We start from the raw sequence: 15,144 nt of genomic DNA, 5'->3' as shown, positions 1-15,144 counted from the left end.
TTCAAAATTGCCTCCACTGAGTTCTATGTCAGTGATTTCTAGTCATCGTTTGTCCAAACACTAAGCTTTGTGCGTAGACGTTGCATTGATTGGCTCAGTATTTGGCTAACTCGTGACTCGCTAACACCAATTACTTCGCCGATTTCCTTCAAGTTTAACTCTTCATCGTAATAAAGCGAAAGAACAAGAGCTTCTCTTTCAGGTAGTGATTTTATTGATTCTATCAGAGCGTTGCGAAAATACTCATCTGCCACCCCTTTAAACGGGGTATTTTCTTCATCTGAGTCTTCATGAGAAATCGCATCTTCTGACACCCCTAAGTCGTCAATACCTATCAGACGAGAACAATTGATATCCGCCAAGGCATTGTGATATTGCTCTAGAGTCATCTCCATTCGTTTGGCGACCTCTGCATCGGTAGGATCCCTGTTGAGCTCACCCTCTAGTTGTGAAATCGCTTGGCTAATCTCTCGGCTGTTTTTATGGACAGAACGAGGCACCCAATCTCCACGACGTATATCATCAAGCATAGCACCCCGAATACGAATGCCAGCATAGGTTTCAAAACTTGCCCCCTTACTCCCATCATAATTTTTTTGAGCTTCAAGCAGACCTATCATTCCCGCTTGGATAAGATCTTCAACTTGAACACTCGGTGGTAGACGACCGAGTAAATGATGAGCAATGCGTTTAACGAGCACTGAGTATTTTTCTAGAAATGCTCGTCGGCTGTCTTGATTTGCGTATTGGTCATAGGTCAATGCCTTATTCACCAAATGGTTCCTCTAACATCTCTGTTCTATGAAGTAAGCGTTCTACAAAAAACTCCAGATGTCCACTCGGTGTTTTAGGAATTGGCCAAGTTAATGCCTTATTTGCTAACGACCCGAGAGCTAGTGAAGCTGGTGAACGAGGAAATGCGTCCACAACAATCTTTTGTTTTTTAACCGCTTGTCGAACTTTATCATCTAATGGAATACATGCTACGAGCTCAATACTAACATTCAGGAATCGCTCTGTGACCAATGTCAATTTTGCGAACAATTCTCTTCCTTCACGATAGCTTCTGACCATATTAGCAACAATTTTAAATCTTTGAACTTGATGTTCATTACTTAAGAGCTTGATCAACGCATAAGCATCTGTAATCGATGAGGGTTCATCACAAACCACGACAACCACATCTTGAGCGGCACGAGAAAAGCTCACCACCATATCAGAAATTCCAGCCGCGGTATCGATGAGTAATATGTCCATCTCATCTTCTAAGCTACCGAAAGCACGGATAAGTCCTACGTGCTGCGCATGGGACAACTCTGTCATTGCCTGAGTACCCGATGTGGCCGGGATTATTTTAATTCCGTATGGTCCTTCAACAATAGCATCTTTGAGTTCACATTCACCAGCAAGTACATGGCCAAGATTTTTCTTTGAGCGTATTCCAAGCATCACATCAACATTTGCCAAACCAAGGTCAGCATCCAACACCATGACTTTTTTACCCTGACGAGCCATGCATATGGCTAGCCCTAAGGTCACATTAGATTTACCTACTCCACCTTTTCCCCCTGTGACTGCAATCACTTTAGTAACAGAGGGTTGTGTTAAGCGGCGTAATCCGCTTGCTTGGTCTTGTATCATATTCTTCGTCATAATCGTCCGCCGCCTAGAACCGTTCTACTTCACTATTCCAGTAGTGAGGCTCATTATCTGTCGACTTCTCTAACAATTCGTTTGCCTTGGCTACCATGTATTTGGGCTGCGCGATCACTATATCCTCTGGGACTCTTTGTCCATTAGCGATGTATGCTACCGGCAGCGCGTTTTGAACAACAACACTAACAAATTCACCAAGACTTAAAGATTCGTCCAACTTAGTAAGGATACACCCTGAAAGAGGAATCCTCTGAAAATGATCGATCGTCTCTTGCAATACTTTTCTCTGAGCAGTTGCTGGCAATACCAAATAGCTATGAATGACTTCACCACTTTCATGCATCAATGTATCGAGTTGTTCAGACAAACGTACATCTCTTTGCCCCATACCAGCGGTATCAACAAGGATGAGACGGCGATTTCTCAACTGATGAATTACATCGGCTAACTCTTTGGAATCTTTAGCAACTTTTACTGCACATCCCATAATACGCCCATAAATTGCCAACTGCTCATGCGCCCCTATTCGATACGTATCTGTTGTAACCAGCGCGACATTGTCTGAGCCATATTCCATTGCAGCTCTAGCCGCAAGTTTAGCCACTGTTGTTGTTTTTCCGACACCTGTGGGCCCAAGTAAAGCAACCACTCCCCCCCGTTTTAGGATATCTTGTTTAGCAATGGGAACCTGATCTGAAACCAGACCCAATAGCGCCTTCCAAGCTTTTGTTGGTGGCGTGTCTTCAGGAATATAACAGGCGAGCTGGTCAGCGAGATCAGCAGACACTCCCATTCGTTCTAACCGCTTGATTAACATGGCCCTTAATGGCTCTCGACGCTCGACTTCTTGCCACATTAGTCCTGAAACTTGATGCTCAAGTAATCGTCGAATAGACGTCATCTCTTCGCGCATTTCTTCAAAATCTTCACTGCTCGCACCAGAGTCATCATTACGATTACGTTCATAACGACTGGGATCAAGCCGAGAGCGCTGTTCCGGCATTTTATTATCTTGAGCGATAAGCTTGGCCAAAGGAGAGTCTTCGCGAAGTTTTACACCATTAACTTCATTACGCAGCTTCGCTTGGCGCTCCTGCCGTTTCATCAGTGACGAGAGTGAGTCCGCATTAGTCTCTTCATTATCCTCATTGCAGACGGCGGTTGCGCTACTGTATTGCTTGAGCATATGAGCAAAACGTTTTGTCATTGAACCATTATCAGCTTTGGCTTGTAAGCTGACTCTGTCTTCTTCTAACGTACGCTGTTTGATGCTAGTAGTACTCTGCGTGGCTGCCGCTCGTGGATTACTGGAACTGGGCTGCGATGCTTTTTTAGCCGCTGAACGCGCAGCAGCCGTTTCATTGTCAACCGCTGCAACAATTTCTATGCCACCAGCGACTTTTTTATTCGACATGATAACCGCATCATCGCCAAGCTGACTCTTTACTTGCAGCAAAGCGGTGCGCATGTCCTTAGCAAAAAATCGTTTAATCTTCAAAATCAGTATCCATCTTTTCGCACGTACACTATTTAGTTACCAACAGCTTGAACGATACGTATTTGTTTTTCATCTGGAATCTCCTGATAGGAGAGTACTCGCAATGATGGAATTGTATTCTTCACAAATTTTGCCAGTGTAGAACGCAATACACCAGAGGTGAGAAGTACCGCTGGTTCCCCTTTCAACTCTTGCTCTTGAGTCGCTTGAGTTAATGAAGATTGTAATCGCTCAGCCAAACCAGGCTCGATTCCAGCAGACTCTCCTCCAGACGCCTGCATTGTCTGGTGCAATATCTGTTCCAATTCAGGAATTAGGGTAATTACTGGCAGCTCCGACTCTATCCCATTGATTTCTTGAACAATTAATCTTTTTAAGGAAATTCTAACTGCGGCGGTTAGAATGTCAGGTTCTTGACTCTTACTCGAATATTCAGCCAAAGTCTGAACTATGGTACGTATGTCCCTTATTGGCACAGCCTCATTGAGCAGATTTTGTAACACCTTAACTACAACACCGAGCTGGAGCTGATCAGGTACAAAACTCTCAATTAATTTCGGCGTACTTCGACCAAGCATTTCAAGTAAGTTCTGCACTTCCTCATGGCCAATTAGTTGCGAGGCATTATTGGTCAGAAGCTGGCTTAAGTGGGTCGCCAGAACCGTTGATGAATCGACAACCGTATAGCCTAGTGCTTGTGCATGCTCTCGCTGCTCACCTTTAATCCATGTCGCTTCTAAACCAAACGCAGGGTCAATGGTTGGCTCTCCCTCAACCACGCCATAAACTTGCCCCGGATTGATCGCCAACTCCATGTCTGGTCGAATTTCTGCTTCACCAACAGCCACTCCCATCAAGGTAATTCGATAGCTGTTGGGAGTGAGCTCAAGGTTATCGCGAATATGCACCGCAGGAATGAGAAAACCAAAGTCTTGAGAAAGCTTTTTACGAACCCCTTTAACTCGCTCAAGTAGCTCTCCACCTTGATCTTTATCAACCAAAGGAATCAGACGATACCCTACTTCAAGTCCTATAATATCAACAGGTTGAACATCATCCCACGATAGTTCTTTTGGTGTTGGCGCTTCTTGATCTTTACTGGCTGGAAGCTTGGCTTTGTCCGCATTTTGCTTCTGTTTCCTATGGATCCAATAGGCCCCACCTCCTGCTAATACCGCGAGAAACAAGAAAGAAAAATGAGGCATGCCCGGCACCAAACCCATGACACCAAGAATACCAGCCGTTATCATCAATGCTTTCGGGTTATCAAACATTTGAAAAACGACCTGCTGCCCCATATCTTCATCAGTATTTTGACGGGTGACCATTATCGCCGCGCCAATAGATAACAAAAGTGATGGAATTTGTGCCACAAGACCATCACCGATAGTTAGCAGGGTATAGATTTGAATTGCCTGTCCGAAGGCTAAGTCATATTGGATCATTCCAATAGTGAGGCCACCGATGATATTGATAAAGAGGATCAAAATACCTGCAATCGCATCACCTTTAACAAACTTAGATGCACCATCCATCGAACCGTAAAAATCCGCTTCTTTAGTCACTTCTTGGCGTCGTGTTCGTGCTTGGTCCTGATCAATCAAACCCGCGTTAAGATCAGCGTCTATTGCCATTTGCTTACCAGGCAATGCATCTAAGGTAAATCGAGCGCTCACTTCAGAAATACGACCAGCACCCTTAGTCACAACCATAAAGTTGATGATCATTAGGATAAGGAACACGACTAAACCGACAGCATAGTTGCCACCGATTACAACACTACCGAATGCTTCGATAACGCTACCTGCCGCAGCCGTGCCTTCATGACCATAAAGCAATACAACTCGAGTGGACGCAACGTTTAACGCCAAACGTAACAGAGTAGCGATAAGAAGTACTGTAGGAAAAGCAGCAAAATCCAGTGGCCGTCGTGTATAGACAGTGACCAGTAACACCACCATAGCTAGGGCAATATTAAAGGTAAAAAACAAGTCTAGAAGAAATGGAGGTATGGGTAATACGACCATTGCTAACGTTGCCAACACCATAATAGGCGCCCCTATCGCAGGCATCGCTCGTTGGGGAATCTGAGGTAACTTATCAGCAAATGGTAATGTAAATTTCATAGTGGCAGACGGTATTATTCAACCCGAATTAATGACTTAGATGGTTATGCAAATATTAGTCCAGATAAAATGTCAATTTTATGGCTTACTACGTAAGGCGACTAAGAACACCTATCGGTTAATAGCGCGTACTGCAACATACATAAAATAAAATTGATTTAGGGGCGAATATTTAACACCAATTCCCCCTTGCGACGTTCAATATCATACTCGATGCCGACAATCCCAGAAGTAGGAAACATGGGCGGCGCCAATTCTGGGACAAGCTCCGATGTTAAATACCCAACTAGCGGCAAATGAGAAACTAACAAGATAGATGTGGGCTGCTCTACTTCTGCAATTGCAGAAATGTAATCACCCACACGACCCGCATCACCATACGGAGTAATATCGTCACAAACCTTAATTTGTTTTGCACAAAAATGAGATGCCACAGCTTGCCAAGTTTGTTGTGCTCTCAGATAAGGACTCACCAGCACCAAATCCAGATGTGTATACCCATTCTCTACACACTGCTTTACCGCTTCTATCGACTCTTGTTTACCCTTCTTGGTCAGAGCGCGTTCAGCGTCTGAATTTGCGTAATGTTCAGCTTCACCATGACGCATGATGAGTATTTTCATTAATGATTCCTAAAATAACGATTCTGGGGCAAAAAATATGTCTTGATAATAGTGCCACATATGTCTCAAAAGACCGACAATTATATCAAGGGGACAACTCAGTACTTCGACTTTCTTAACATTCTTGGTGTATCGGTAAAGAAATTGTGTATGCTTATATTTATCAGGAAGACAGTTCACATTGACACCTATCCTGCACGTTACAACTCGTGTCGATCTTTCATACCAATAGTCTTTGAAAGTATCACAACACATAAGAACCTAAAACGGAGAAAAACTTGTGCATTTAAGCCCGAACGATACTAACCAATACCGCTATCTGACATTGGGGAACGAGCTTAAAGTCTTGCTTATTCAAGATATCAACGCACAAAAATCCGCAGCCGCTTTGGCGATTAATGTTGGGCATTTTGATGATCCTGAAGATCGTCAAGGCATGGCTCATTACTTAGAGCACATGCTATTTTTAGGCACTGAGAAGTACCCCAAAGTGGGTGATTTCCAACACTATGTCAATCAGCATGGCGGAAGCAATAACGCATGGACAGGTGCAGAACACACTTGCTTCTTTTTTGATGCAATGCCATCTGCCTTTTGTCATTGCCTAGACCGGTTTAGCCAGTTTTTTACAGCCCCTTTGTTTAATGCTGAAGCGCTTGATAAAGAACGAGAGGCGGTCGACTCAGAATATAAACTCAAATTAAATGATGATTCTAGGCGGCTTTATCAAGTACACAAAGAGTTAGTCAATCCCAAACACCCTTTCGCGAAATTTTCAGTTGGCAACCAAGAAACTCTGGGCGATAGAAATGGGCAATCGATCAGAGAAGAGATTATTGCGTTTCATCACAGAGAATATTCTGCCGATTTAATGACGTTAGCCGTAATAGGCCCACAAACACTGAACGAATTAGAACAATGGGTAACGGCTAAATTCTCGTCTATTGTCAATCGCCATCTCTCTGGAAAGTCTATTAAGGTTCCCTACGTAGGGGAAAACTCAACCGCCGTTTTTGTCAATATCGAGCCTGTGAAGGAAATTCGTAAACTGATCCTATCTTTTCCTCTACCCAGCCTTGACAAGTACTATCGCCAAAAGCCGATGTCGTATTTTGCCCATTTACTGGGCTATGAGGGCGACGGAAGTCTTATGCTCGCACTTAAAGAAAAAGGTTGGATCACTTCACTTTCAGCAGGTGGTGGAACCAGTGGTAGTAATTACCGAGAGTTTACCATCAGCTGTAACCTCACTCCCACAGGTTTAAACCATGTCGATGATATTATCCAAGCTTTATTCTCGTACTTGTCCTTGATAGAGCAAGAAGGTTTTGCTGAGTGGCGCTATCTAGAAAAACAAGCGGTTCTAGAATCCGCGTTTCGTTTTCAAGAACTGACTCATCCGATGGATCTTGTTAGCCATTTGGTGGTAAATATGCAGCATTATTCAGCCGAAGACATCGTCTACGGTGACTATGTCATGAATAATTACGATGAGAATCTTCTGAAACACCTTTTTAACTATCTAACTATAGATAACTTACGTGCAACACTGATTGCCAAAGGCTACAAATATGACCAAAAAGCGAAATGGTATCATACGCCTTATTCAGTCAGTCCAATGACAGAACAACGAAAAATTCATTACGCTGAGAAAAGCAGTCTAGGTTTCACCTTACCACCCAAAAATCCTTTTATCTCCTACGACTTAGATCCTCTCCCAATAGAAGATCACTCCTCTATTCCAAAGGTGGTTCAAGACTTACCAGGTTTTAAGCTCTGGCACCTCCAAGAGGCTGAATTCAGGGTCCCTAAAGGTGTTATTTTTGTCGCTATCGATAGTCCTCACGCGGTGAAAAACGTTAAAAATATCGTTAAAACGAGAGTGTGTGTGGAAATGTTTCTCGACTCATTGGCGAAAGAAACCTATCAAGCAGAGATTGCCGGTATGAGTTACAACATGTATTCACATCAAGGCGGGGTCACTCTCACTTTATCCGGCTTCAGCCAAAAGCAGCCAGAACTCATGGCAATGATCCTAGAACGCTTTTCTAGCAGAGAATTCAGTGCCGAGCGGTTTAACACGATTAAACAGCAGCTAGTTAGAAACTGGAAAAATGCCGCTCATGATAAACCTATTTCACAGTTGTTTAATGCCATGACAGGAATGCTGCAACCCAATAATCCTCCATACGGTGATATGTTATCTGCTTTAGAAAGTCTTGATGTGAGTGAATTAGACGAATTCGTCTCTGCTATTTTAACAAAACTGCATATTGAAATGTTTGTGTATGGCGACTGGACACGTAATGAGGCAATTAAGCTCAGTGACACACTAAAAGATGCACTCAGAGTCAAAAATCAAAGTTACCAAGAATCATTAAGACCTTTGGTTATGCTTGGAAAAAATGGTTCTTTCCAACGTTCGATTGAGTCAAACCAAGAAGATTCCGCCATTGTGGTTTATTATCAATGCGAGGATATCGAACCACGTAATACCGCCTTGTATTTGCTCGCAAACCATCTCATGTCAGCAACATTTTTCAATGAAATACGAACAAAGCAACAACTCGGTTACATGGTTGGAACCGGAAATTTGCCTCTCAATCGTCATCCAGGGCTAGTACTCTACGTGCAATCACCGAAAGCGGCGCCTGCGGAACTCATTAGTTCAATCGACGAATTCCTTAATGCCTTTTATATGGTCTTACTCGAACTTAACGATTATCAATGGCATAGCAGTAAGCGAGGACTATGGAGCCAAATTGCTGCGCCAGATAGCACCTTAAAAAGTCGAGCTCAAAGACTTTGGGTCGCAATTGGTAACAAAGATTACGATTTCAATCACAAAGAACGCGTACTTGATGAGCTTAAGAATCTCAGTCGAGCAGACATGATTCGCTTTGTCGTGAATGAACTGAAACCTAGAACGGCCAATCGGCTAATTATGCATACAAAAGGGAGTGCTCACGGGGCATCTGATGCTCTCAACGTCGGTGTTGAAATAGGCTCAGTTGAAGAATTTCAACTGAGACCAAAAGATACTGAACTAGGCTGAATGTTCTGACTCTACGATCTTTTTCAGCGAATGAGGGTGAAACTTAACACATATTCCCTGATGTTTAAAAGCTATTGTGGGGTTACTGATTCGCTCCCCTTCCCCTTTAGGACTGGACAGTTTCACCTTTATGCCATGCATATCCAGTTTATCCCATTGCAAAGCTAAACTCGGATACCGACGTTTTATATCAACCAAATACTCTTTGGCTGTTTTAGCCAAAGACGGAACAACAAATTCCACATGCTCCCACCCTTGAGTTGGATATAGTTTGCCTAATGCTGGGTAGGGAAGTTCTAGGCATGTCATTGACCAGCCAAGAGCTTTAAGTGGTTGAGCCAGTTCAATAACGATAATAGGTCGACCATTTATCGTCGCCGTTGAAAGTTCTCGCCCCTCTTTTAACCATTCGTCGTGAGCTAATTTTGCTAGCTCCATATCATTTATGCGCATAGCAATATGGTCAGCCTGTAGCGACTGCAAATCCACCTTGATAAGTTCACCCAAGTGCTGAATGTTTTGCATAAAAGCCTCAAACTTGCCCTTCATTTGTTCCGGCATTAGCTCAGTATCAATTAGTCTTTGCGGCATTTTTGTCTATCCAATGTGTTGATTTCTACACAATACTACCAAGTTGGTCATCAAAAGTAGAAAATTTCGTAAAACACTCTCTATGTGGGAGCCGATAATATTGGTATTATGTGTGCCAATTTATGAACTCGAAATAAGATATGTATACTTTTCACCACAATAGATGCAAGTAATCTATAGGTAGTGACCAAGTTTGAACTTTAAGTCCATATCTAAGCAATTCTCAAGAATTGAAGGAAACTTACGTGAATATCCAAGCCCTTATTAACGATAAAGTCTCTCAGGCGCTAAAAGCTGCTGGCGCTCCAGCAGGCAGTCCTGCCGCAGTCCGCCAATCTGCAAAGCCACAGTTTGGTGATTACCAAGCAAACGGGGTTATGGGTGTGGCTAAAAAATTAGGCACTAACCCAAGAGAATTTGCTCAGAAAGTCCTGGATGTTCTAGACCTTGATGGCATCGCGAGCAAAACAGAAATCGCAGGCCCTGGCTTTATCAACATCTTCTTAAGTAAAGACTTTTTAGCTCAAAAAGCACAGGAAGCGCTTGCAGATGATCGCCTCAGTGTTGCGATTGAAGAGCCCAAAACAATTGTCGCCGATTACTCTGCGCCCAATGTGGCAAAAGAAATGGCCGTACACCATATTCGTTCTACTGTTATCGGAGACGCGGTTGCTCGTACGCTCGAGTTTCTCGGTCACCATGTTATTCGCGCCAATCACATTGGCGATTGGGGCACCCAGTTTGGCATGCTGATCGCCAACCTAGAGCGAGTTCAAAAAGAATCCGGTCAAGTGTCAATGGAATTGTCTGACCTAGAAGCTTTCTATCGTGAATCGAAAAAGCTCTATGATGAAGATGAAGAGTTTGCAGAAAAAGCGCGTAGCTATGTCGTCAAATTGCAGAGTGGTGACAGTTACTGCGCTGAAATGTGGAAGAAGCTGGTAGACATCACTATGATTCAAAACCAGCGCAACTACGATCGTCTGAATGTGTCTTTAACTCGTGATAATGTCATGGGTGAAAGCATGTATAACGACATGTTACCTGACATCGTGGCGGATTTGAAAGAGAAAGGGCTCGCGCAAGAAGACGATGGTGCTCAAGTCGTATTTTTGGATGAATACAAAAATAAAGATGGCGAGCCTATGGGTGTTATTATCCAAAAGCGTGATGGTGGCTTTCTTTACACGACCACAGATATTGCCTGTGCTAAATATCGTTACGAAACCTTAGGTGCTGATCGGGTTTTATATTTTATTGACTCTCGTCAACATCAACATTTAATGCAAGCATGGACTATTGTACGCAAAGCTGGTTATGTACCTGAAAGCGTCACACTAGAACACCACGCGTTTGGTATGATGTTAGGTAAAGATGGACGCCCTTTTAAAACCCGCGCAGGAAGTACTGTACGTCTAAAAGATTTGCTGGATGAAGCAGAAGAGCGCGCCATCAAACTAATCGAATCAAAGAACCCTGAGCTTGACACCATCGAAAAGCAAAAAATCGCCAATACTGTTGCGATGGCTGCGGTGAAATATGCCGACCTTTCGAAACACCGTACAACTGACTATGTGTTTGACTGGGATAACATGCTGGCATTTGAGGGCAATACTGCACCATACATGCAATATGCTTACACTCGCGTGGCCTCTATTTTTGCTAAAGCTGGCATTTCCATGAATTCTTTGTCTGGGAACATTGTGATAACAGAAGAAAAAGAGAAATCCTTGATCGCTAAGCTACTTCAATTTGAAGAAGCCATTCATTCTGTTGCTCGTGAAGGCCAACCTCATATTCTATGTAGTTACCTATTTGAACTTGCTGGCCAATTTTCTAGTTTCTATGAAGCTTGCCCTATTCTTAATGCACAAGACGAATCGACTAAGCAAAGCCGCCTTAAACTCGCTGCGCTGACGGCTAAGACCATCAAACAAGGTCTATCATTACTGGGTATTGAAACGTTAGATCGCATGTAACCACAAATAATGCGAAATAAAGACAAAGGTTGATGTCTATGCATCAACCTTTTATTTTATTGCTCAGATATAAATAACATGGATTACACTATGAGCTTTGAACTTCACCCACAACTTGTTAAAGATACCAGTACGATTGGCAACTTCCCTTTATCCATCGCCCTACTTCACAAAGATAAAGCGGTTCCTTGGGTTATTCTTGTTCCCAAAAGAGAGAACGTAAAAGAGCTACACCATATGTCCATAGAAGATCAGCAGCAGTTTTTGCTTGAATCGCAAGCTGTGAGTCAGACATTGGAGGCGATATTTCACCCAGATAAGCTCAATTTGGGTGCACTCGGTAACATGGTCCCACAGCTTCATGTGCATCATATTGCCCGCTATAAAACCGATATCGCTTGGCCTGGACCAATATGGGGCAATACCAAAGGTGAGTATCGCTCTGAAAACGAACAAAATACAATACTAACCCAGATTCAAAATATGCTAGCGCTGAGTAGTCTATTTCAAAAAGCCTAAAAAAGCCGCTGATGTCAGCGGCTTTTTTTACATAGTGACCGTCAGTGATAAACCATTAGCACCATTGGCTGAATATCGAATTCTCACAATCTTATCAGCCTTATTCGTATCAACTAATCGAGAAATAACACCCTTTTTTATCCAGATATCTATCATGGCATCTACGCCATCTTCGCTGATTGAAAACTTCTTCGCGAGGGCTTTTTGACTCACGCAGCCCTGCTCAGTAACATATGTTTTGAGTGCCTGTAAAATCATGCTGTTTGAGTCTCTATCCTTTGCAGCCTTCTACCAGTAGCTTTCAATACACGAAAAGTTACGAGTGATAGGAGTAGTATCCCACCAATCCAAAGCGCGCTGTATGTCGGTGCGTATAAAAAGTGCGTCACTTGATAGTACAAAGCTGCACTTCCATAAGCCAATCCCATTGTCCATAAGGCAATAAAGCGCGCATATTTCTGGCCAAACTCCCGAACATAAGCCCCCATCGCCGCCACACAAGGTGTGTATAACAGGATAAAAATCAAGTAAGCAAAGGCTGCATTTCCTGTCACAAAATGCTGTTTGAGATTACCAAAGATAGAGGCATCAACGTCTTGTTCTTCGGCGACAGAAGAACTGTCTGTCAAATCACCGACTTCAATACCTAGCGGATCTGAATAACTTAAATCTGCAAGATTGGCTGGTATCGACATGACCGCTTCTTTTAAACTCGCCACTAAATCATATTCAGCTGCAGAATCATCTGATGGTGCGTAAAGGTTATTTAAAGTGCCAACAACGGCTTCCTTGGCAAAAATACCGGTAATGATACCAACGGTTGCTGGCCAATTATCTCTTTCAATTCCAATAGGCGTAAAAATTGGCGTCACAACTTGAGATATTTTTGACAACACGGATTTTTCACTGTTTTCATTGCCAAATGAACCATCTGTACCCACAGAGTTGAGGAAGCTCAGAATCGTTACCACCACGACAATTGTTTTACCGGCCCCCAGCACAAAACGTTTCAATTTTTGCCATGTCTTAATCAACACATTTTGGATAGTTGGAAGCTCATAATCTGGCATTTCCATGATCAAGCTATCACTAGAACCTGGATACAAGGTGTGTTTCAGAACCAGACCTGTAAAAACAGCAGCGGCGATGCCAAGCAAGTAGAGAGCAAACACTATGTTCTGGCCACTTTCTGGAAAGAATGCAGCAGCAAACAAAGCGTATACAGGAAGACGAGCCCCACAAGACATAAAGGGCGCCATAGAGGCCGCTAGTTTTCTCTCTCGCTCTTGATCCAAAGTTCTAGTCGCCATAATAGCCGGCACATTACAACCAAAACCAAGCACTAATGGTACAAAGGCCTTACCAGGTAACCCTACCTTTTGCATCACTTTATCTAAAACAAATGCAGCCCGAGACATATAGCCTGAACTCTCTAGTATCGCTAGAAATAAATAGAGGCACGCAATCACCGGGATAAATGTTGCGACAGTTTGGATACCACCACCAATGCCATCGGCTATCAAGGTCACCAACCATACTGGCAAATGGTCATCCATTAAATAATGGCCGCCATCAACCAATAACGCCCCTACACCTATATCGAAAAAGTCTATAAAAGCGCTACCGATATTGATAGAGAACATAAACATCACATACATGACGATAAAAAAGAAAGGGACTCCAACCCACTTATTGAGTACAAAACTGTCCACTTTTTCGGTAAAACTATGGCTCAGCTTCCCTTCTGTTCGCCGGACTTGCTGGCACTGCTGATGCAAAAAGGTGTATTTAGTATCAGCAACCAATAAATCGATATCAAGATCGAGCTCTTGCTGCACCTCAATGACCTGTTTTCTCTGTTCAGACGACAACCCATTGAGAACCAAAAGATCATTTTCCAATCCACGAATAGATAACGCTCTGGGGGAAGATTCGGCATGATTTTCGAAGATCGGCTGAATCTTTTCAATCGCCGTCTCAAACGCTAAAGGATAGGCAATATTGAGTTCATTTAGCGCAACGCCTAATACCAAAGTTTTATGCAAATGCTCTTTGAAACGTTGTACTTGAGCACTGTTGTTTGCTGATAAAGCAAACACAGGACAACCCAACATTTTTTCTAATGCTTTCACATCAATCGTCTGGCGTTCACGCTTGAGAGCATCCATCTTATTGAGAACGACCAGCATAGGCCGACCTAACTCACGCAGTTGAAGTGTCATGTATAAACTGCGCTCAAGACATGTCGCATCAACAACATTAATAATCAAATCTGCGGGATGCGTGAGAGCGGCACGAGAAGCAATAGATTCGTCAATACTATTGCCATCATTACCACTATCTAATGCATAAATACCAGGTAGGTCTGTCAGTAAAAACTCATCACCTGAGTGAGAATATCTGCCGGTTTTTTTTTCGACAGTAACGCCAGCCCAGTTACCAACTTGTTGTTTGGCACCAGTTAGACCATTAAATAGTGTTGTTTTACCACTATTTGGATTGCCAACCGTGAGAATTTGATACTGCATTAACTGACCTCCACCACAATCGAGTCTGCGATATTTGTTCTCACCGCAAGTGATACTCCCCTAACCTCAACCTGAAGAGGGTCGCCCATAGGCGCTTTACGAATCAAGGTAACCGGTGTATTGGGAAGCAACCCCATAATCATGAGCTTTTTTCTAACATCGCTCGATAAATGAGAAAACCCAATAATCGTTGCTTTTTGCCCTTGGGTTAAATGTGACAGTTTCATAAAAAAGGCCAATTAAAGATAAAAATGAGAAATATTAGCATTAAGACTTTTGATCTTAGCGCGTGTAAATTTTGTAAATCTTGTCTGAAATCAAACATTGCAGATTTGCAACGCTATTTACGTTAATCCCTCAGACGTTAATTACGTTAAAAGGTATAGAATTTAATGATCCATTCTTACCGTTTTCATTCAAATGACAAATCAAAACTTACAAAAAAACATTAATTATCAACACCATATATACATTGTCGCTTTTATAATATTAGCTTGGCGTTAATTTTATAAGTAAAACAATGACCTAGTTTTATAGTTAACCAAGTCAACAGGGAATGACCTTGTTGA

At 42.8% G+C, this 15,144-nt stretch carries 12 protein-coding genes; 3 read left to right on the top strand and 9 right to left on the bottom strand.

The features are described 5' to 3' along the window. Nucleotides 1–38: 38 nt before the first annotated feature. From QQK21_RS06160 to sixA, 5 genes are all read right to left on the bottom strand, one after another. Nucleotides 39–773: an RNA polymerase sigma factor FliA gene (locus tag QQK21_RS06160; protein WP_284191319.1), complete on the bottom strand. Its 735-nt coding sequence runs from the start codon at nt 771–773 to the stop codon at nt 39–41. Next, nucleotides 766–1,653 (bottom strand): MinD/ParA family protein, encoded by an 888-nt coding sequence (locus QQK21_RS06155; protein WP_284191318.1) that lies wholly within the window; start codon nt 1,651–1,653, stop codon nt 766–768. Before QQK21_RS06155 ends, QQK21_RS06160 begins: the two co-directional genes overlap by 8 nt. A gap of 13 nt (nt 1,654–1,666) precedes the next feature. Further along, nucleotides 1,667–3,154, bottom strand: a complete 1,488-nt coding sequence (gene flhF / locus QQK21_RS06150) for a flagellar biosynthesis GTPase FlhF (RefSeq protein ID WP_284191317.1) — start codon at nt 3,152–3,154, stop codon at nt 1,667–1,669. A gap of 32 nt (nt 3,155–3,186) precedes the next feature. Next, complete coding sequence (flhA, locus tag QQK21_RS06145) at nt 3,187–5,280, bottom strand: flagellar biosynthesis protein FlhA (protein ID WP_284191316.1); 2,094 nt, start codon at nt 5,278–5,280, stop codon at nt 3,187–3,189. 158 nt (nt 5,281–5,438) lie between these two features. Beyond that, nucleotides 5,439–5,903 carry a phosphohistidine phosphatase SixA gene (gene sixA / locus QQK21_RS06140; protein WP_284191315.1) on the bottom strand — a complete coding sequence of 155 codons (465 nt, stop codon included), beginning with the start codon at nt 5,901–5,903 and terminating at the stop codon, nt 5,439–5,441. A 280-nt stretch (nt 5,904–6,183) separates the two neighbouring features. Between sixA and QQK21_RS06135 the strand changes: the two genes are divergently transcribed. Next, nucleotides 6,184–8,958, top strand: coding sequence for an insulinase family protein (locus QQK21_RS06135; protein ID WP_284191314.1), 2,775 nt, complete (start codon nt 6,184–6,186; stop codon nt 8,956–8,958). On the opposite strand, the gene QQK21_RS06130 is transcribed toward QQK21_RS06135, so the two are convergent. Then, nucleotides 8,950–9,549: a VOC family protein gene (locus QQK21_RS06130; RefSeq protein WP_284191313.1), complete on the bottom strand. Its 600-nt coding sequence runs from the start codon at nt 9,547–9,549 to the stop codon at nt 8,950–8,952. The two genes, QQK21_RS06135 and QQK21_RS06130, sit on opposite strands and share 9 nt — an antisense overlap. A 245-nt stretch (nt 9,550–9,794) precedes the next feature. Here QQK21_RS06130 and argS point away from each other — a divergent pair, with 245 nt between their 5' ends. Together argS and QQK21_RS06120 are read left to right on the top strand one after the other, a co-directional pair. Next, the gene (argS, locus tag QQK21_RS06125) at nt 9,795–11,528 is read left to right on the top strand and encodes an arginine--tRNA ligase (protein WP_284191312.1); all 1,734 of its coding nucleotides are present in this window, start codon (nt 9,795–9,797) and stop codon (nt 11,526–11,528) included. Between the two features lie 90 nt (nt 11,529–11,618). After that, nucleotides 11,619–12,047, top strand: a complete 429-nt coding sequence (locus tag QQK21_RS06120; protein WP_284191311.1) for an HIT domain-containing protein — start codon at nt 11,619–11,621, stop codon at nt 12,045–12,047. Nucleotides 12,048–12,074: 27 nt separating this feature from the next. Here QQK21_RS06120 and QQK21_RS06115 read toward each other — a convergent pair whose 3' ends face one another. Genes QQK21_RS06115 through QQK21_RS06105 form a run of 3 tightly spaced genes read right to left on the bottom strand, consistent with a single transcriptional unit; the run spans nt 12,075 to nt 14,802 of the window. Continuing rightward, complete coding sequence (locus QQK21_RS06115; protein ID WP_284191310.1) at nt 12,075–12,305, bottom strand: FeoC-like transcriptional regulator; 231 nt, start codon at nt 12,303–12,305, stop codon at nt 12,075–12,077. Further along, a complete protein-coding gene (gene feoB / locus QQK21_RS06110; protein WP_284191309.1) occupies nt 12,302–14,575 on the bottom strand; it encodes a Fe(2+) transporter permease subunit FeoB in 2,274 nt (757 codons plus the stop codon). Before feoB ends, QQK21_RS06115 begins: the two co-directional genes overlap by 4 nt. Continuing rightward, on the bottom strand, nt 14,575–14,802 hold the full coding sequence (locus QQK21_RS06105; RefSeq protein ID WP_284191308.1) for a FeoA family protein: 228 nt from the start codon (nt 14,800–14,802) through the stop codon (nt 14,575–14,577). Before QQK21_RS06105 ends, feoB begins: the two co-directional genes overlap by 1 nt. Between the last annotated feature and the right edge of the window lie 342 nt (nt 14,803–15,144).

Origin of the sequence: Vibrio zhanjiangensis (assembly GCF_030161235.1) — a bacterium.
In the GTDB taxonomy this organism is placed as follows: domain Bacteria; phylum Pseudomonadota; class Gammaproteobacteria; order Enterobacterales; family Vibrionaceae; genus Vibrio; species Vibrio zhanjiangensis.
The sequence above is the reverse complement of the archived record's forward strand: the minus strand, read 5'-3'. Positions and strand labels throughout refer to the sequence as shown.